The following is a 20,259-nucleotide window of genomic DNA, read 5'->3' as shown; positions in this document are numbered from 1 at the left end:
TAAATTAAAATTCAAATTGGGCATGCATTTTCAAATTTCTGCAAATTTCACGATATCATGAACGGTTTCAGTTTTTAAAAGGAATAATTAGTGTTTATTTTACATGAGTGACGCTAGCTTTCCGATAAATTATGATATCAGCCATTAAAAAAAGTAGATTAAATAGTACGATTAACCCACAAACGCTTCTTTTCTTCTTTCACAACTTTTTTATTAATGTCGGGACGACACTCGTTTATGTGTCCGCCAATATCTTATTGCTAGAAAATCATCCGGAATATTCCTTACCGATTGCATATATCGTCGCTGCGCTGGCCGTCATGGCAGCAGGACAGATTTACGAACATTACGAACATCACCTCGCACTTGAAAAGCTTAGTCTTGGAACCATGTTGTCGTCACTATTTCTGGTGCTGGTGGTTATGGTTTTATTGTGGGCGGGCCACGGAGTAGCAACAGCCATCGCGATAATGGTCGGATACAGGGTAATTTACTTACTGATTAACCTTGAATTCTGGGGATTATCCGCGATCGTTTTCGACGTTCGGCAAAGCAAAAGAATGTTCAGTGTAATCGGCTCAGGCGATATGCCTGCGAAAGCGTTGGGTGCTGTGCTCGCCGTATTGATTCACTCGCCATCTGTTTTAATGATTTTGCTGACTGTCTCGCTGTTATGTTTTGCTCTTGCATTTTACACTCAGAAACTAACATTCAAGTACACGGCCATTCCAAATCCACATCACGCAAGACCAAGACAGTCAGGATTTTCTGATTCAAAATTTGTTCAGAAATATTTTGGCGGGAACAGGCTTCTTACGGCACTTTGTCTTGGAACGGTCGCGATTGCAGCGGCGGCAACATGGATTGAATATCATTTTTTTGTTAACGTAAAATACAAATTTCACAGCCAGCATGACACCATTATCTTCGTTGGCTCGCTATTAACAGCCACTTATGTTATTTCGACCTTTGTAAAAATGCTGTTTTCCGGAAAAATTGTAGAGCGTTTTGGTGTAAAAATCACACTCTATTTACTTCCTCTGACAACAGTTTTAATATCACTCGGGCTAATCATTTCGTCGTATTTTAGAACGGACGAACCTTCGTTGCTGATTTATTACTGCATCGCTTATCTGCTTTTTGAATTAATAAGAAGAACACTTTTTGATCCGGTTTTTCTGGTATTTTTCCAGCCACTTTCCACAAAGAATCGCCTTAAAGGACATACGCTTGCCAAAGGTCTATACGAACCGTTAGGTATGCTGCTTGCCGGAGTTTTGCTTTGGACAGTTTATACTATGGAGTGGTCCAATATCAGTCTGACTTTCGATCTTTCTCTGCTATTCTCGCTGGCGGCACTTATCATTTTCAGGAAAGCTTATGCCGAGTATGTATTGGAATTGAAAAGTGCGATTAGTAAAAGATTTCTAAAAAGCGGTGAAATGGCCTCTCCGGGCGAAGCGCTGCCTATTATCAAGGAAAATCTTAAAAGTGAGAAAAAAGAAGAGGTGATTAACGCGATCGCCTGGCTCGTGAAGAATAAACCTTCATCCTTTTATAAAAATGTTGATTCTTTGTTAAGAAATCCGTCTGAGCTTGTCCGCCTGAAAACGCTTGAAGCCCTGGTGGAGACTGGAAATTACAGTCCGACGGAATCGTTTTACTCCTACATAGAAAATGAGCCAAACACACCTTGCCAGACGCTCGCCGTGCAAATCGCCTGCGCTTCTGACAATATGACAAGCGACAAACTTGCTCAATATTTGTCTCATTCTGATTTGGATATTGTGAGAGGTGCCGTGCTTGGTGCAAGGCAGACCGGAAAATCTCCCACGCTATTGCGCCAGACAATACATAATTTGTTCGCAGCAGGTGATATCGATTCGCAGCTGACTGCTCTGGACTGCGTGGAAGCGATGGATGTGGAAGCTTTCAAAATGCAGATTAAAAACTCCCTGAAAAGCAAGAGTGAAAAAATTCAGCAGCGCGCAATAGAAGTGATTGGTACAGGAAGTAGTAATGAATTAACAAACGAACTACCCGGTTTTTTATCTGGAAAATTGTCAAAAACCGCAAGTCTTTCACTTATAAAATCAGGTCAGTCCGGAGCTGCTATTTTGCAGGACTGGCTGAATGAATCGACTTCTGAAAAAGATATTTACTCATTTTTGAAGTCAGCGGAGAAACAGTCTAACAGTGAACTTTTGCCTGTCCTGTTTAAATTTATTTCAAAAGTTTACCAATCAAAGGGTGAGCCTCATGCGCCTTCGTTAAGACTCCACACCTCCGGATTACGTTCGCTGCTGTCTTACGCCCTGGATTCTGATCAGAAAAATACGGTAAGAAATTTTGTAGACATTGAGCTGCTTCACGCTTATCAGATTTTAAACGCGATTGATCCCGGAAATGGAAATCCGACATGGAATTCTTCTTTGAATTACGAGCTGTTACAGGTCAATCAACGGTTGTTCTATCTGTTTTCCGTTTTGTATGACAAGGATACTATTCAAAATGCCTGGAAGGGAATCCGACATGCTTCGCAGGAGAAACGGGCAAATTCTCTGGAAATGGTGGAAAGCCTGCTTCCAAGAGAATTATACCCGTGTTTACGGGCGCTGTTCGAGGAAATTCCTTTGCAACGGAAATTGGAAGCGCTGCGTCAGTACCTGAATGTACCGGAGAACCCGCAGAATTTTGTGACTTACGTATTAACGCAAAAAGAACAGTATTTTACAGCATGGACGATAGCGGTTACCATAGAGCGCTGGACTCCGGATTCTGAAATCGCTAATCTGGACGTGTTCTTGAATCACCCCATCAGGTTACTCAGAGATGCGGCGAGAGCAGCTTATTCAAAATTCCCTTCACAGAAATATCACAGTCAATCCGATAAAAATATGAACCACACGACGGAATCTTCTCAGCAAATATCTGAAATGGAGCGGGTTATTGTATTGAAGAATACAAAGTTATTTTCTCAAACCCCGGAAAATGTGTTGAGTTCTATCGCCCCCATTATGAAAGAAGTTATGTATCAGGAAGGGCAGGAAATCTTTGCAAAAGGTGATGCAGGCGACAGTATGTTCATTATTTACTCGGGCGAAATTGGGATTTATGACGGCCCGAAACAGCTGGCATTGTTTGATAAAGGTGAAATTTTTGGAGAGCTGGCTTTACTTGATACCGAACCAAGATCAGCTTCAACCGTAGCAGAATCTGACGTTCTTTTATTCCGTGTTGATCAGGAAGATTTTTTCGAGTTAATGGAGGAGCGTGACGAAATATTACGGAATGTTCTCAGAATCCTTTGCCAACGAATCCGGGTTCAAAATGAAAAAATGAGAGCGACCGTCTAGATTAGTTTCCTCAATTCTTCCAGCCTTTTCTGTTTGGATTCCGCTCTTTTACTTCGGGCGGAATTGGTATGATAATGATGTGATTCTAAAAATTTAACCTGGACAAAGTTCCAGGTTTTTTCGTTTTCAATAATCTGCCTGCTTTTCAATTCTTCAAAAAGGCTCGCAGCAATGGGTTCAAAATCATTGCGTCCCAAATAATCAAGGTCTGCATCGCAAAGGATTTTCTCAAGCTGATTTTTAGGAGACTGCGGTATTTTTGTAGCCATGATCATACCGCAAATCTGATCGATTTCTTCATTTGTATAAGAGAATAAAGGCAGTTCGGATCTTGCAATCCGACATCCCTCTTCTTCATGATCTTTGTAAGTGTTCATAAAGCCGCAATCATGAAACAATGCCGCCGTCTTTAATAGTTTCAGCGATGCCTCGCTTTTTACACCTTCTTCATCCGCTAAGATCAATGCCTGATCAACGACATCCAGTGTATGATGCAGGCCATGATAATATAGTGTTGAAGAAAGGTTTTTGTTCAACAAATCGAGGATATATTTTTCAGCCTTGTCAATTTCCATTTTATTAAAAAGATAAAAGACAAACTATTATTCAAGCACTTCATAGATCTGCATCGCTTTCTGCTTATTTTTCAGATTTACTTCTCCAATAAGCTGACATTGAAATGCTTCCTTGATTTTCTCATAAGCCCATTCCGGGACCACAATTTGACCTGGTCCGGCAACAGACTGTAATCTCTGCGCTACGTTGACCGCGTCACCAATAACGGTATAATCCAGGCGTCGCAATGTTGCCGAACCGATATTTCCGCTTACCATTTCCCCTGAATTGATTCCAATCGCCACATTAGGGAAATATTCGGTCTGGTTATGCAATTGTTCTTTAAAGGTATTAATCTGATTTCTAACTGCCAAAGAAGCTTCAATCGCCCGATCCAGATGATACTCACCTTTGAAAACAGCCATCACGGCGTCTCCCATAAACTTATCGACAAGTCCGCCGTGGGCAAGAATTTCCTTAACCATCACGTCAAAATATTTATTGATCATCTTGACGACATGGTCAGCCGGCTCCCTTTCTGAAATCGAAGTGAAACCGCACATATCCATGAAAACGACAGAAGCTTCAATATTTTCACTCGATGTAAGAGAACTTTCAAAAGCACCACGCGTCATGAATTGCAAAACCGAAGAATCTACATACATCCGTAAAATATCATTCTCCCGCACCGCCTTCAAAGTATCCCGAAGCTGCTCAACATATCTCAAAGTTTTTTCCATCGTAACTTCAAGATCCTGAAAATCAATAGGTTTACAAAGAAAATCAAAAGCTCCCCTATTCATTGCCGTACGGATATTTTCCATATCGCCATAGGCTGAAACAATCACAGATTTTAACAGAGGGCTTAACTCGCTCAACTTTAAAAGCAAAGTCAGACCATCCATTTCTGGCATGTTGATATCGCTCAAAACCATATCAACATCGGGATGTTCTGCCAGCATTCTTAACGCAGCTTCACCGTTTTCAGCAAATACAAATTCGTACTGCTGTTCCCGGATCTGTCTGCGAAATTTTTGTTTTATAAGTAATTGTAAATCAGGTTCGTCGTCAACCACAAGGATTTTAGCCTTCATATCTTTCTTGTAATTTTTGTTTCAGCTCTGTGAAATTTACCGGTTTCGTCAAAAAGTCATCTGCACCAAATTTCATAGCCTGTTCATAGTTATCTGTATCGCCATAAGCCGTGATCATCATTACAATCGGCGGCGCCATCGGGTGATCTTTCCGAATCGTTTTCAAAAGTTCAATGCCGCTCATTCCGGGCATATTGATGTCCGAGAGTATCATCACAATCTCCGAAGCATGTCCTTCCAGATATTGAATCGCATCTTCCCCCGAAAAAGCGAAGGAAAATTGAAATTCTCCATTACGAATTTCTCTTCTGAAACGCTGTTCAAAAAGCGCCTTTACATCCGGCTCATCGTCCACAACCAGTATTTTCATAATTAGGGATTTACTACTTAAAATATAACAACTCAGGATACTGGCAGTGTAATTTTAAACTCTGTTCCTTCACCCGCCTTAGAACTAACGTCCAGGACTCCTTCATGCGTTTTGGTAACGATATCATAACTCATCGAAAGACCAAGTCCTGTTCCTTGTCCAGTGGGTTTTGTTGTAAAAAAAGGCTGAAAAATCTTGGATTTAACACTTTCCGGCATACCCGTTCCATTGTCAGAAACTCGGATATACAATTTACCGCCAAACAATTTTGTCGTTATCTTAACCTCCGGTTTATAATTTTCAAAGGTCGGATTATCCTTATTCAGCTTTTTCTTTTCAGCAACAGCATAAAATGCATTCGTGAATAAATTAAGAAAAACCCGGCCCAAATCCTGGGGCATAACCTCTATTTTTCCGATCGTCGAATCAAAATCGGTCGTCAGGGTTGCATTAAATTCTTTGTCTTTAGCACGCAGTCCGTGATATGCCAAACGCATATATTCGTCAGCCAGTGCGTTAATATCCGTCGGCTCTTTCTTGCCGGAAGAAGTCCGCGAATGTTGCAGCATACCTTTCACGATCGAGTCCGCGCGTTTTCCGTGGTGCGTGATTTTTTGTTGATTCTGGCTTAAATCGCTGATGATTCCGGCAATATATTCTTTGTCCGCATCCGGAATTTCTGTCTTTTTAATCTCTTCTTCCAACTCCTGACAAAGCTCTACAGATACCTCCGAGAAGTTATTGACAAAATTTAAAGGATTCTGAATTTCATGGGCAATTCCTGCTGTCAACTCGCCCAGTGACGCCATTTTCTCGCTTTGAATCAATTGGTTTTGTGTAGCTTTTAATTCATCCAAAGCCTTTTGGAGTTCCATCGTCTGAATTGTCAGCTCCTGTGTACGCTCGGCAACAAGATATTCGAGTGACGCTTTTTTAGCTTCATTCTCTTCATCCCTTCGTTTTTGTTCTTCGCGTTCTTTATCTAAAACCTTTTGCTGTTTCTGAAAATTATACCAAAGCGCCAGCATCCATAAAAATGCAAAAGCTTTGGCCACATCAAAATAATCATGGTATTCTTTGTATTGCGTTGGCGATATCAATTTAAACAAGTCCCCCAGAAAACTAACGGCAATAAATGGAAATAAGGATTGAACGGTGCTGCGTATAGATTCAAAATCCTTTTCCTTATAAATGGTGTAAAGAATGGAAAGCACAAACGGATACCAAAGCCAATGGACCAAAGTTGATTCATTCAGCATGTAAAACGCCGCAAGCAATCCAATTGCGGTATAACGAGCCAGCAACAGCTTTTTATCCCACTCTGGAAGAACTACGGCGGTATTTAACCGTTTGCGAATAAACTGAATCAGAAAAAAAACGACAAAAAAGAAATCCATACCGGGAAGGAACAATAAATTAATGCTGATGGCTAATTACTTGCGTCAGTTCTTCACAAACCATCCTTTTTGCGAAAATCTGAATGAATTGTGAATCTATAAAGAATGTATGGATTTCCTAACAAAATTGCACAATTGCTTGCTAAAACGTATCAAATTTCAGCATCTTGCCAGTCATCTGCATTACAGGTATAAAACTTAATTTTACAGGCTAAAATAAAACGGCTATCTTTTCGAACTGATTAAAACGTCTAAATCCTTTTATCAAAAATAGATGACTTATTTAGCTGACCCAGCCCGTTACGAGCAGATGACCTACCGCAGATGTGGCAAAAGCGGGTTGAAGTTGCCGGCCATATCGCTTGGTCTTTGGCATAATTTCGGTGGAGTGGACGTTTATGAAAACTACCGATCGATACTTACAACCGCCTTTGATCACGGGGTTACTCATTTTGACCTTGCAAACAATTACGGTCCGCCTCCTGGTTCGGCTGAGGAAAACTTCGGCCTGATCATGAAAAAAGATCTCGCTGCTTACCGCGACGAACTTATTATCTCTTCAAAAGCCGGGTATCTGATGTGGCCTGGTCCTTATGGCGAATGGGGTACCAAAAAATATCTTGTCGCAAGTCTTGATCAAAGCCTTAAAAGAATGGGTCTGGATTATGTTGATATTTTCTACCACCACCGTCCAGATCCTGACACGCCGCTGGAAGAAACCATGGGCGCGCTGGATTTAATTGTCAGACAGGGAAAAGCACTTTATGTCGGCTTGTCGAACTATCAGGCTGCCGAAGCAGACCGAGCGATCTCCATTTTAAAATCATTAGGCACGCCCTGTCTGATCCATCAACCAAAATATTCTATGTTTGAACGCTGGGTTGAAGGCGGTTTGTTAAATCTTCTTGAAAGGGATGGCGTCGGATGTATTCCCTTTTCGCCGTTAGCTCAGGGACTTTTAACAGACAAATATTTGAAAGGGATACCTGCGGATTCACGTGCAGCAAAACCAGAAGGATTTTTGCAGGAAAATCAGATCACACCTCTAGTTATTGAAAAAATCAAAAAGCTGAATGACATCGCAATCGAAAGAGGACAAACACTTGCGCAGATGTCGCTGGCCTGGTTGCTTAAAGATCCACGAATAACGTCGGTATTGATAGGTGCCAGTCGGGTCTCTCAATTACTTGATTCGTTGGATTGCCTTAAAAATCAGGAATTCACCAATGACGAACTTGAACGCATTGTAAATATTCTTTGACCTTTATTGCAGCCAGCGTAAAACCGCTGGCTGCCATTGCGTAATAAAACTCAACATTAGCACATGAAAATTTTCATTTCATTCATATTTATTTTTATCTCTCTGCCGACGTTCGCACAGATTGTAGTTTCCGGCGTCGACATAAACGCGGTTGATAGTATCAAAGTGTGTACTGTCAAAATTGATGGCATTGAACAGATTCTAGGTGATATGGACGTCTCGGTAGACTATGGGCAGATTGAAAAAAGAGCAACCAAAAGATTTACAGACAAGGTAACAGGTAAAAAACTGACATTCAATTCAATAGCTCATGTCTTAAACTACATGGAAAACAATGGTTGGCACCACTATGACTCGCAAATCCTTGATACAAGGATGACAACGATCTATTATTACTACTTTCGCAAAAAATAAAAGTCCGAGAAAATTTGGATACATACCAACTAGTATGTATATTTGTGGGATGTTAGATACAAGAAGCGAAATTCTGAAAAAAAATTACGAGGCTATGCGGCTGCATGGCTTCCAGGGATTGCGCACTGATAAAGTGATTGCTCAGATGGGAATAACCAAAGGCGCATTTTATCATTATTTTAAGGATAAGCTAAACGTTGGGTATGCCATTGTCGATGAATTGATTGCCCCGCACTATACCAAGGCCTGGGTCAATTTGATTCAGGAAGATAAACACATTATTGATGCTATTACTGATACTTTGAATATTATTGCGTCCTATTCAACGCAGGCGACGATTCATTTAGGCTGCCCGTTAAACAACCTTATTCAGGAAATGTCGCCACTGGACGAAGGGTTTAGTAAGCGTCTTTCCGCGATTCTTGATAGCGAACGCAAATTAATCCAGGCTGCTTTAAAATCCGGAATTGAGAATAAAACGATCAAGCCTGAAACAGATCCGGATGCGCTTGCTTATTTTATTCTTGCGTCTCTGGAAGGTAGTTACACCATTGGAAAATCATTTAACAGCTATGCAAAATTTAAAAGCTGTGTCAGACAATTAATTCAAATATTGAATTTTTATAAACAATAATTTTTTTACCAAAATACATACCAACTAGTATGTATGTAAACTTTAAATACGATGAAATATGTAATTACAGGTGCCAGCGGGCATACAGGAAAAATTGTAGCAGAAAAGCTATTGGAAGCAAAACATGAAGTGGTAGCCATCGCCAGAAAACTGGATAATATTCAGGCTTTGTTGGAAAAAGGTGCAACAGCAGCAATCGGTGATTTGTCGGATGAGTTTTTTCTGACAAAAACTTTTGAAAATGCGGATGCAGTTTATGCACTTATTCCCCCTATTTGGAATATCAACGAATCATGGCGAGTGTTTCAGCGTCGTATCGGTACTAATATTACCAATGCATTGGAAAATGCTAAGGTAAAAAAAGTAGTGATTCTAAGTTCGATGGGATCTCAGCTTTCCCCATTTGGAGCAGGTCCGGTAAGCGGAATTGGCGAGTGGGAGCATCAGCTGCAAAATGTTCACGATTTAAATGTACTGGCACTCAGACCAGGATATTTCATGGAGAATCTTTTCGCTTACATTCCACAGATCAAGGAACATGGAGCTTTTGGAGATGCTTTATTAAAAGATCTGAAAATTCCATTAACGCATACAACTGACATAGCAAATGCGGCTGTTAAGCATCTTTTAAGTTTAAATTTCGAAGGTTTTTCTCAGACATTCGTTGGAGGCGCGCAGGACTATGCTATGCAGGAAGCTGCGCAAATACTTGGAACAGCAATCGGTATACCCCATCTTCAATATATTCAGTATCCGGCTGAGGATTCGAAAAACGGTATGGTCGCGGCAGGTGTGCCAACTCAGATAGCAGAAGGATATATCAAACTTTTCGCCGGATTGAATTCGGGTGCATATCTTGCTGACTTTGTCCGTACTGCCGAAAACACGACTGAGACTTCGTTGCAAGATTTTGCTTCGCAATTTGCTGCCGCCTATAAAAACAGCTAATTTATTCCCGATAATAAATAAAAAAAATCGTAGGAAGAGCCAAATCCTGACGTAGGTCATAATTTAAGAAGTTTAGATTTTTGACTTTTGCAGCGTATCAAATACCATCAGTATTTGAGGTGAGAAAATATTTATTAAATTCCCTGGCATCTTGCTGGGGATTTTTGTTTTAAAAAACCTAAGATGAGAAAAGTCAAATTGCAGGGACCTATGAAGATCGCAATAATACTTAGATTCAGCGCTTGCTAGTTCTGGCTGGATTTAAATTGGCTAAACAGAATGTGCCTGCAGTAGCTGACGGTAACTATTCAGGACACTCGACTTCGAAATAAAACCTGCAAATCGCCCTGAATTTTTGACAACCGGAAGATGCCATAAACCGGTTTCGTCGAATTTCCTGGCCACGACAACGACAGAGTCATCTTCGACAATAACCGCTTTGGGTTCTTTCATCAACGTCGCCACGGTTAGCGTATTATCAAAATTTTTACTGAATAAAACCGGCCGTAAATCGTCCAACGTTATAATTCCTACCAGCGTTAGATCATCGCTTAAAACCGCTATGAGGTTTCTTTTCCCATTTTCCAACACATGACGAAGCTCGTCGAATGTTGCCTTATCATTGATAACCTGCACATCTTTATCCAGCAAATCAAGCGTATGTAAAAGAGATAATAGGTTGCGATCGTGCTCTCTCGTAAATATCTTTCCCTGGCTTGCCATTTTCTCCAGATCCGGAGAAATTGGTGAAAACCATTTTGCCATTAAATAGGAAATCACTGATACCATCATTAGGGGAATAAATAAATCATACCCGGAGCTAGATTCTGCGATAAGAAAAATTGCTGTTAGTGGCGCATACAGCACACCGCTCATGACACCGGCCATTCCCACAAGTATGAGATTGGTGACAGGAATATCCGGGATTCCTGCCTGCGTGCATAATAACGCGAAGACATAACCCAGAGATCCTCCCGCAAAAAGTGACGGAGCGAAATTCCCACCATTTCCGCCGCTTTGAATGGTTATTGATGAGGCGAAAGCCTTCAACAAACAGACGACTGCCACAAAAACGATAATCACCCAGTCTCGATAACCAATAAAGCTAAAAAAGCTGTTTTGAATTACTTCTTTAATTTCTCCGTTGGTAAAGGATTTAATCGTATCATAACCTTCTCCAAACAAAGGCGGATATAGTACGCAAAGAAAAGACAAGACAGCGCCACCCGTCATCGCCTTTTGAATCTTGGACATTTTAAGCGTATGAAAAAAATCTTCTATGTAGCGGGCAATGACAAGAAAATATCTGGCATAAAATCCACAAAGTACGCCGAGAATCAGATAAAAAGGGAGGTTGTGATAATCAAAGGCACCACGGGTATGAAACTGAAAAAGGACTTCTTCTTTCAAAAGAATCCTCGAAATCAAACTGCCGCAGACCGCCGCTACGACAAGTGGAATGAAATCTGAAAAAACGACGCCAGTAAGTAATATTTCGAATGCGAACATCATCCCGGCAATAGGCGCGTTAAAAGCAGAAGCGATACCGGCTGTTGCACCTGCGGCAAGTAACAAAGTGCGTTCGCGATAATCGAGTTTATAGGTTTTCGCAAAGTTGGAGCCTATCGCTGCGCCTGTGACCGCAATTGGGCTTTCCAGACCAGCAGAACCACCCAGACCAACCGTAATGGCGCTCTGGACAATTTGTGAATACATTTTAACCGAAGAGACATTACTGGAATTCTGCGCAATTTCATGCAGAATAACCGGTATACCCTTTTTATCAAGACCGTGAAAAAAGAGCTTGACGACAATGGTAGTGATTACAATTCCCAGAAATGGAAAGATCAGATAGAATAAAATCTGGTCTTCAAAATGAACCTTGTAAGTGATTACGTAGTGAATGTAATGAACAAGTGATTTTAAAACCACACCTGCTATTCCGGCCGTACAACCCACCAGAATACCTGATAAAATCAAAAACTGGCTGCGCGTCAGCATGCTTTTCAGCCAAAACATTACAATTTCGTAACTCTTAACTTTGTCAATGCTGAATCTTGTAAAGTCTCGCCTGAACTTTAAGAAGCTGTAATATTTTTTTATGTTTCTGTTCTTCACTCCAAATCTTTTATATTCAAATTAACGTATTTTTCAGGGATTATCGTCCTTCATACAGCTGAAATTGCGAAAAAATTCTATCGAGATTGAAGTTATGCAAGTTTAACAAAGCGTCTGATTTTTTAGGAAGCCTCTATAAAAAATAAGCCCGCAGTTCTGGAATTGCGGGCTTACTGATAAGTTCTTTAAAAGAAATCAGCCATTTCCACGTGCCAGTTGCACAGAAAGTCTGATATCCACGCCGCGGTCATCTGCTCCATAACGGGATCCATATCCGCTACCAGTTCCGATCCCTACTCCCATGCCACCACCCATGCCGATACCTCCGCCAAGACCGATTCCAATTCTTGGCGAAAAACCGGATCGCGAGGATGCTCCGTCAATTTTAATGCTTATACCGAGGTTTGATGACTCTTTGGGATTCATTGAAATAAGACTGAAAGGAATAGCGATTTGTTCTGTAAGCTCGCCGTTTTTGTCCATGCTGATATGCGATTTGATGCTGCCATCAGCTTCGACAAGGTTGATAAAACGTTCACCCTGCTTATCTTTCCAAACGGCCTCTTTGTTATAAGAATCCATCAGCAGGTCTAGCCCGAGACTATTCGGTAAGTCGGTATCAATCCTTTTAAGTGCTTTCCGGTCTTCTTTCATGACCACCGGAAATAACAAAGAATATCCATCTTTTTTCTGGCCTTCCGGCGTGAAAGATACTTTCAAACCGCTACCTAAGATTTTCTGAATTGTAGACGGATCACGTGTCGACATGGTCAGATACAAATAATGTTCGTCGTTGATGATTCCATATGCCAACCTCGAAGCCTGGTCTTTTTGATCTGGTTTTATCTCATCGACATAAGTAAACGGCGCATTCCACTTTGACTCATAGGGAACAGTTTTTGAAGAACTGCATCCCGCCAGTACCGCCAAGACGATGACGAACCAGCTATTTTTTCTACTTCTCATTTTGCTTATTATATACACTGAATTTCAATTATACTAAAACGAAATCAATTTAAGATCATTACGAATAATTGAGAAAATTCGTTGCATTTATAATAATCAGATGAGAATCATATTTTTTTCATTTGAACCAAGCGGCTGCTTTGTCGATAACTATGGCTATGCCATCAGCAGCTTTCCGATTTTCTCATGCAATTTTACAGGTTCAAATGGTTTAGATAAAGTATCATCCATTCCTGATTCGATTGCCTGACGAAGATCTTCTTCAAGTACCGTGGCAGAAAGTGACAAAATCGGTGTTGAGACCTTCAATTCAATTCGCAAATAACGGGCAGCCTGAAATCCATCCATTTCCGGCATCCGGGTATCCATAATAATTAAATCAAAATTTTGGTTTTGGACAGCATCAACAGCTTCTTTCCCATTGACAACCAGCGTCGTATCTATGAGCCACGTCGTTAAATATTTATTAATCAGCATTGCATTGATATGATTGTCTTCGGCCACCAAAACTTTTTTTCCAAAATAAGGTTCCAGGCTTTTGAAGGAAACAACAGGCTTTTTCAAGATCTGTTTCTGGTTGGCATCTTTCAGCATCAACGTGAAATAAAACTCACTCCCTTTCTGAAACTGGCTGGTTACTTTCAGCTCGCTTTCCATCAACAAAACCAATTTTTGAGAAATCGTTAATCCAAGACCTGTTCCTCCATAATTATGCGAGGTTTCGGCGGTTGCTTGCCCGTAAGCTGAAAAAATTCTGGAAATCTTGTCTTCGGAGATCCCAATACCAGAATCTTCTACTGCAAATCTGACTTCATGCAATTCGCCGGACACACCTATATGCTCAATTTTCAATTTTACATAACCTGCATGTGTAAACTTTAAAGCGTTTCCTACCAGATTCATCAGTATCTGATTAAGGCGCATTCCATCGATTAACACACTTTCAGGTATCTTACTATCAACAGAGAGAGACAATTGAAGTCTTTTTTCATCCGCCTTAAAACGCATCAAATCTACGATTCCCTTCCCTACCATACTTAAACTTGTCGGTGTCGGAAGTATCGAAAATTTACCTTCGTCGATTTTGGAAATATCCAGAATGTCGTTCAGAATGTTGAGCAAGGAACCTGACGAATGCAGCAGCATTTCAAGTAATTCTTTCTGTTGGTTATTTAGTTCGGTAGCTTCCAGAAGATTCCCTATCCCGATAATTCCATTCAGGGGCGTCCTGATTTCGTGACTCATATTTGCCAGAAATGCCTCTTTCACTTTTCTGGATTTGTCAGCCAGGCTTCTGGCTTCTACCAGCGCGAGTTCGTGGGCCTTCCGTTTTTCAATATCATGAAGATTTATAAAGAGCAGTCTGTTTTTATACATAATCCGTAATTCCAGCCAAACCGGCTGACGGAATTTCCCAAAAAACTGATCTTCTACAACAATGGTATCACCGCTCAAATAATTCTGATTGATCAAAACACGTTGTAAGCCTGACTGCATCGGTTCAACCAGCAGATCGAGCATTGATATGTTGATCAACTTCTCAGGATCAAGGCCGAGAATAGATTTGACCGATGGATTTATTGACATAATCCGGCCAGAATCTGCCTGGACCGTGCAGATTATATCCGGAGAATTAGTCACGATTGTGGCGTAATTTGCAAGTAATTTGTTTTTGTCCCGGACTTCCCGCTGACTAGTTGCCAAACGTATCAGGGAATCAACCTTAGCGTTCGTTATGTAAGGATCAAGCGGTTTATATAAATAATCGATCGCGCCGGTTTTCAGTCCACGAACAGCATAGGTCGTTTCTTTGGAAATAGCTGTTACAAAAACGATCAGAATCTCTCGGGTTTTCAGGTTCGAAGCCAAAGTTTCAGCAAACTCAAAACCATCCATTCCAGGCATTTGCACATCCACGAGAGCCACTGCAATCTCATTTTCCCAAACAATCCGAAGGGCCTCGTTCGGGGAAGTTGTGGCGAAAATCGTTATGTCATCACGATTAAGAATGGCTTTCAGAGAAATCAGATTTTCCTCCCTGTCATCAAGCAAAAGAATTTTAGTTTTTTCCATATTTACGTTGAGTAACTGTAAAGTATACTTCTGATTTCTTCAAAAAAATTTTCATTCAAAATATGATGTTTGCTATACTGCCGGATCGCAGCAGCGGGCATTCGTGCAACTTCCGCAGTTAATGGATTCTGCACGTAAGTCTTAAAGCCCTTTTCGGCGATCAGCTTCATCCCAAACGCTCCATCTTCGCTGGCGCCAGAAAATAGCAATGCCGCTTTTATGTTAAGTCCCGACTGAGCGGCTGAAACGAATGTGGCGTCAATGGAAGGACGGGAGAAAAAGTCTTTTTCGTCATTATCCAGATAGAACCTCCCGTCTGGCCCGATTAGTAAATGATAATCCGGTACTGCAAAATAGATGCAGTTTTTAACAATTGGATCTAGATGCTGCGGCTCTTCCATTTGAAGCTGCGTGTAGGACCTGAACAATTGTGGTAATTCAGACAAGCTCGATTTTCCACGATGCAAAACGAATACGATCGAGCACTGTAATGGCCGATCCAACAATTTTAAGATCTCCTCAAATATTGAAAAACTCCCCGACGAGCCCCCTAACAGCACCAAACTAACCGAATCATCATGCTTTTGAATCATTTTATTTTCTGATAGATATTCAAATGCATATTGATTATCCTGAAATTTTCTTCAAAACCTGAATATCGCAAGGTCTCCCGCTTTCCCAAACATAAAAAACCAAACATGGCCAGACTTTCGTATAAAAGTTTAAAAACTTTTTGCCTTTGTTCAAGATTAAAGTATATCATTACATTCCTGCAACTAACCATTTGAAACTCATTAAAAACGCCGTCGCCCGTAAGATCATGCAAAGAAAAGACGATATTCTTTCTTAAATCCGGAATCATGACAGCCTGATTATAAGCCACATGATAATAATCGGACAACGATTTTTTGCCCTCTGACAATAGGTAATTTTCTGAAAATGTCCGCATGTTACCCAAACTAAAAACGCCCTGTCGAGCGGATGCCAGTACCCGCTGACTTAGATCAGTGGCATAAATCAATGAGCGGTCGTACAATCCGGTTTCTTTAAGCAAAATCGCGAGCGAATATGCTTCCTCCCCCGAAGCGCAGCCAGCTACCCAAAGCCGTATTGTCGGATAAGATTCCAGATAACTGAAAACCTCAGACCGTAACTTGATAAAAAACTCAGCATCGCGAAACATTTCGGAATAATTTACCGTCAATTCCTGAATAAAATCATAAACTGAATTTCCTCCCAGCTCGATATGCGAGGTCAATTCTGACAGATCCATAGCATGCTTTACCAAATATCCCGACGCTCTCCGCAGCAGCGACGGCCGGGCGTATCCTGAAAAATCAAAACCCGAAACTTCCTTAACCTTCATGATGATGAATTCCAGCTCCTCATATTCCAATGTCATTATTCTCATGCGGAATGCAGCCAAACTTTTATCAATGACAACAACTTATCTATATCCACTGGTTTTGAAATATAATCATTTGCTCCGGCTGCCAGGCAAAGTTCACGGTCGCCTTGCATCGCTTTTGCGGTAACGGCGATGATCGGAAGATTATTCCATTTCCCCTGTTTCCTGATCATCTTCGTAGCCTCAATACCATCCATTTCAGGCATCATCACATCCATTAAAACCAGATCTATATCTTTTTCCTGGGAAAGTTTTTCCAATGCCTCGCGACCATTTGTTGCAATGGTAATCGCAAAACCAGCCTGCTCCAAAACTGCGCTCAATGCGAAAATATTCCTCATATCGTCGTCAGCCAACAGTACCTTTTTTCCAACAAAAACACGTTCAGCATGAACGACCGGATTACTGAACGAGGGATTATTTTGAATGGATGGAGCCGCTTTCAGCTGAAATTTTTTCAGGAATAAATTGACTTCATCCAGCAAACGATCATTAGATTTCCGCGTCTTCATGACTACCGGATGAGCATATTTCATCACGCGCGTAAGATCCTCCTGTGACAGATCTTCGGCCGTATTGACCACAACCGGTAAATTCGACCATTTTGGAACTGCTTTAATCTGATCAAGAAGATCCAGTCCGTTAATATCAGAAAGGCGAATATCAAGTATTATCCCATCAACAACCTCTCTTGAAAGCAGCGAAATTGCTTCTTTACCGGAGAAAGCGTATAATACAAACAGATTGTTATCTTCAAGAAAATCCCCGAAATATTTACTTTGAAAAGCGTCGTCTTCGATCAAAAGAATTCTCTTTTTATCCAGATTTGCTCCTTCCAATTTTAATAGATCGAAAATTACCTCTGCCGACCGTTTGTCGACAGGCTTCTGCATGAAACCAATGGCTCCTTCTTCAAGTACTCTGGCAATACTTTCATCACCCGCAGAAACAGTATGCACCGGAATCAACTGTGTTTCAGGATCTGATTTCAACGCCTTTAATACTTCATCTCCCGAAAGATCAGGAAGATGCATATCCAGAATTATGGCTGTGGGTTTGAAAGTCTGTGCAAGACTTAATGCCTGATAACCCGTTTCGGCAACAACCACTTCAAAACCACTTTCACGTGCTTTGCTGACCATATCATCGGCAAAAATCGGATCATCTTCGATCAGTAATAACCGGTTTGATCCTTCTCTCTTTATGCTTAGAACTGACGGTACCAGCTCAATTTTAACCTTTTCTCCCGAATCCTGCGTTTCTGAAATATCTTCTGAATTGCCGGCTTTGTCAGGATTCATTTGAATCGGGATGGAAAGTGTGAAAGTTGAACCTTTACCAACTTCACTTTTCAAAGAAATAGAGCCTTGGAACAGACTGGCTAATTCACGGCTGATGGATAATCCCAGTCCAGTACCGCCATATTTTCTGCTAGTCGATCCGTCGGCCTGCTGGAAAGCTTCGAAAATTGCTTTTTGTTTATTTTCTGGAATTCCAATTCCCGTATCAGAAACTTCGAAATTCAGAATGTCATTTACTTTCGAAACGATTAAGGAAACTGTGCCTGGGGCAGAAGTAAATTTAACAGCGTTAGAAAGCAGGTTTCTCAGTATCTGGACCAGTCTGGTTTGATCAATAAATAAATTTTCAGGACAATTTTCTCCTTTGAGAAGTGCAAGATTAAGGCCTTTATTTTCAGCCATCTTCTGGAAAGTATTTCTGATTTCCGAAAGTAAATAACCAGTATCCACCTCCTCTGAATGAAGTTCTATCTTCCCGGCTTCAACTTTTGCCAAATCCAGAATATCGTTGATAAGCGTCAGCAGGTCATTTCCCGAATTGTTAATCACCGATGCAAACTTTTCCTCCTCCTCATTCAAACGACCTGCTTTGTTCTCAGACAGAATCCTCGACAGAATAAGGATACTGTTTAGTGGCGTCCGGAGCTCGTGGCTCATATTTGCAAGAAATTCACTTTTAAACCGTCCTGAGGTTTCGAGTTCATCAGCCTTACGCTGAATCTGGTCACGCGCTTCTTCAATTGTATCTTTTTGTTCTTCCAACAGGAAGGCTTTTTCTTCCAACTCCGTGTTAATCTGTTTTAACTCATCCTGTTGTACGCGGAGTTCTTCTTCCGAAACCTGTAAAAGTAAAGTTTGACGAATCAATTCCTCATTTGTAACCCTCAATTCTTCCTGCTGACTTTCCAGCTCTTCGGCCTGAAGTTGGGTTTTGTCAAGCAATTCTTTCATAAGCTGTCTTTCACGCGCCGCAGTAAACGCAATGGCAACACCATCAGAAATCCGTTCAAGTAATTTACCGACATTGTCGTCAGGTCTTCCCAAATAACCAAGTTCAAGAATTGCGACAACTTTTCCTGCCTGCATTAACGTCTTTATAAGCACCGTATTTGGCATAGCTCCGCCAAGACCTGAATTAATTTTCAAATATCCTGGCGCGACTTCAAGTTGTTTAATGGCTGATTTTTCCTGTATCATTTGCCCCAGAACGCCGCTTTCCCTGGTAATACAATTAGGTAAATCATCGTTGCGTTCTACCGCATAAGTTGCCGCCAGATCCCAGGCATTTCCAACACGATTAATCATGTACAAAACGCCTGTCGCAGCCTGGGTGACCTCAGCGACGCGATTAAGAAAGTTTTGTGTAAGTTCATCCTCACTCGGTTCTCCCCGAATAATAATACTCACCTCAACAGCCGCCGACAAAATCCAGTTTTTCCGCTGATCTTCCCTTGACAGTACTTCGAGCTCCTGATTAGCTTTCATCGTCTCCTTTTCAGAACTTAGCTGAGCGAGATAAGTTTTACGGATGAAATAGAACAAGACGAAAATAACCAACAAAAAAACGGTTGTTCCGACCAAAATAACCTGTTTGGCCCTCGTTGAACTGAGCACTAATTGATCCTCACGTATTTCAAGTAACCCATTTTCTATGTTTTCAATCTTATCAAAATAAAGTTTCAGCTGCGCAGATAATTGCTGCCCGCCTAACAGCATAGCCGTAAGTGAATCCGAAGAATAATTCCCAGCTTTCAGCATGTCGAATTGTCTTGCCATCAAGTCCAGCCTGTTTTTTAACACTGGTGCCAATGAATCCAATCGGGCAGCCTGGCCGGGATTGTCAACAACTAGTTTTTGCAGCAAATTAAATTGTTCCCAGGTTTTGTCACTGGCATTCTGGTGGATTCGCTCAAAACTTCTGTTTTTTAGTATCGCAAAACCCCGAAGGTTAGTTTCAGCAGTCAAAAGCTGGTTCCGGACCTCCATCGAAGACCTGATGACTTCCCGTGTATGATCAACCCAACGGGTATTTTCTTGTTGTAAAAGGATTGCGTTATATGAGGAGTAACCTACGATTATTACAAGAAATATGGATAAGAATATGCCAGTAAAAACCTGTTTTTGAAAAGAAAATCGCATATTAAAGTGTGACTAACGAAGAGGTGAAAATGCTGATATTTGAAAATATCTGTGAATATCTACAAAAAAAAGTCCCTGAACTAGCTTTTTGTCTTATTTTAGCCACACAAATAGTAGAAAGTTTTCTACGTGATAATATAATTTCCATGGACCGTGATTTTACTATGAGAAATATGGAATTTATTATATTTCCATAGTTCTGATCCGATTATTGTTGTTTAGATT

Annotated in this window: 15 protein-coding genes; 5 read left to right on the top strand and 10 right to left on the bottom strand. The window is 41.0% G+C overall.

Features of this window, described 5'->3' with window-relative positions; genetic code table 11:
* The first annotated feature begins 131 nt into the window (after positions 1-131).
* Positions 132-3,356 (top strand): cyclic nucleotide-binding domain-containing protein, encoded by a 3,225-nt coding sequence (locus tag L0657_RS20950; RefSeq protein WP_235152725.1) that lies wholly within the window; start codon positions 132-134, stop codon positions 3,354-3,356.
* On the opposite strand, the gene L0657_RS20945 is transcribed toward L0657_RS20950, so the two are convergent.
* From L0657_RS20945 to L0657_RS20930, 4 genes are read right to left on the bottom strand one after another with little or no spacing between them, the layout of a single operon-like run.
* Positions 3,353-3,931, bottom strand: a complete 579-nt coding sequence (locus L0657_RS20945) for an HD domain-containing protein (RefSeq protein WP_235152724.1) — start codon at positions 3,929-3,931, stop codon at positions 3,353-3,355. The two genes, L0657_RS20950 and L0657_RS20945, sit on opposite strands and share 4 nt — an antisense overlap.
* A gap of 27 nt (positions 3,932-3,958) precedes the next feature.
* Positions 3,959-5,005 carry an adenylate/guanylate cyclase domain-containing response regulator gene (locus L0657_RS20940; protein ID WP_235152723.1) on the bottom strand — a complete coding sequence of 349 codons (1,047 nt, stop codon included), beginning with the start codon at positions 5,003-5,005 and terminating at the stop codon, positions 3,959-3,961.
* Positions 4,995-5,375, bottom strand: a complete 381-nt coding sequence (locus L0657_RS20935) for a response regulator (protein WP_235152722.1) — start codon at positions 5,373-5,375, stop codon at positions 4,995-4,997. Before L0657_RS20935 ends, L0657_RS20940 begins: the two co-directional genes overlap by 11 nt.
* Before the next feature lie 32 nt (positions 5,376-5,407).
* Positions 5,408-6,772: a sensor histidine kinase gene (locus tag L0657_RS20930; protein ID WP_235152721.1), complete on the bottom strand. Its 1,365-nt coding sequence runs from the start codon at positions 6,770-6,772 to the stop codon at positions 5,408-5,410.
* A 274-nt stretch (positions 6,773-7,046) separates the two neighbouring features.
* Between L0657_RS20930 and mgrA the strand changes: the two genes are divergently transcribed.
* The 4 genes from mgrA to L0657_RS20910 all read left to right on the top strand — a co-directional run bounded on the left by mgrA (position 7,047) and on the right by L0657_RS20910 (position 10,029).
* Complete coding sequence (mgrA, locus tag L0657_RS20925; RefSeq protein ID WP_235152720.1) at positions 7,047-8,033, top strand: L-glyceraldehyde 3-phosphate reductase; 987 nt, start codon at positions 7,047-7,049, stop codon at positions 8,031-8,033.
* Positions 8,034-8,096: 63 nt separating this feature from the next.
* On the top strand, positions 8,097-8,447 hold the full coding sequence (locus L0657_RS20920; RefSeq protein WP_235152719.1) for a hypothetical protein: 351 nt from the start codon (positions 8,097-8,099) through the stop codon (positions 8,445-8,447).
* Between the two features lie 49 nt (positions 8,448-8,496).
* Complete coding sequence (locus L0657_RS20915) at positions 8,497-9,081, top strand: TetR/AcrR family transcriptional regulator (protein ID WP_235152718.1); 585 nt, start codon at positions 8,497-8,499, stop codon at positions 9,079-9,081.
* 51 nt (positions 9,082-9,132) lie between these two features.
* Positions 9,133-10,029, top strand: coding sequence for an NAD(P)H-binding protein (locus L0657_RS20910; protein ID WP_235152717.1), 897 nt, complete (start codon positions 9,133-9,135; stop codon positions 10,027-10,029).
* 270 nt (positions 10,030-10,299) lie between these two features.
* Here L0657_RS20910 and L0657_RS20905 read toward each other — a convergent pair whose 3' ends face one another.
* From L0657_RS20905 to L0657_RS20880, 6 genes are all read right to left on the bottom strand, one after another.
* A complete protein-coding gene (locus L0657_RS20905) occupies positions 10,300-12,030 on the bottom strand; it encodes a chloride channel protein (RefSeq protein ID WP_235152716.1) in 1,731 nt (576 codons plus the stop codon).
* A 312-nt stretch (positions 12,031-12,342) separates the two neighbouring features.
* Positions 12,343-13,113 carry a hypothetical protein gene (locus tag L0657_RS20900; RefSeq protein WP_235152715.1) on the bottom strand — a complete coding sequence of 257 codons (771 nt, stop codon included), beginning with the start codon at positions 13,111-13,113 and terminating at the stop codon, positions 12,343-12,345.
* Between the two features lie 156 nt (positions 13,114-13,269).
* Positions 13,270-15,186 carry a response regulator gene (locus tag L0657_RS20895; protein WP_235152714.1) on the bottom strand — a complete coding sequence of 639 codons (1,917 nt, stop codon included), beginning with the start codon at positions 15,184-15,186 and terminating at the stop codon, positions 13,270-13,272.
* A gap of 2 nt (positions 15,187-15,188) precedes the next feature.
* Positions 15,189-15,779, bottom strand: a complete 591-nt coding sequence (locus tag L0657_RS20890; protein ID WP_235152713.1) for a chemotaxis protein CheB — start codon at positions 15,777-15,779, stop codon at positions 15,189-15,191.
* The gene (locus tag L0657_RS20885) at positions 15,776-16,597 is read right to left on the bottom strand and encodes a protein-glutamate O-methyltransferase CheR (RefSeq protein ID WP_235152712.1); all 822 of its coding nucleotides are present in this window, start codon (positions 16,595-16,597) and stop codon (positions 15,776-15,778) included. The genes L0657_RS20890 and L0657_RS20885 overlap by 4 nt, the downstream gene beginning before the upstream one ends.
* Positions 16,594-20,034: a response regulator gene (locus L0657_RS20880; protein WP_235152711.1), complete on the bottom strand. Its 3,441-nt coding sequence runs from the start codon at positions 20,032-20,034 to the stop codon at positions 16,594-16,596. Before L0657_RS20880 ends, L0657_RS20885 begins: the two co-directional genes overlap by 4 nt.
* Between the last annotated feature and the right edge of the window lie 225 nt (positions 20,035-20,259).

It is taken from the genome of Dyadobacter sp. CY345 (genome assembly GCF_021502725.1).
In the GTDB taxonomy this organism is placed as follows: domain Bacteria; phylum Bacteroidota; class Bacteroidia; order Cytophagales; family Spirosomataceae; genus Dyadobacter.
This window is presented reverse-complemented; position numbering and strand designations above follow the sequence as displayed.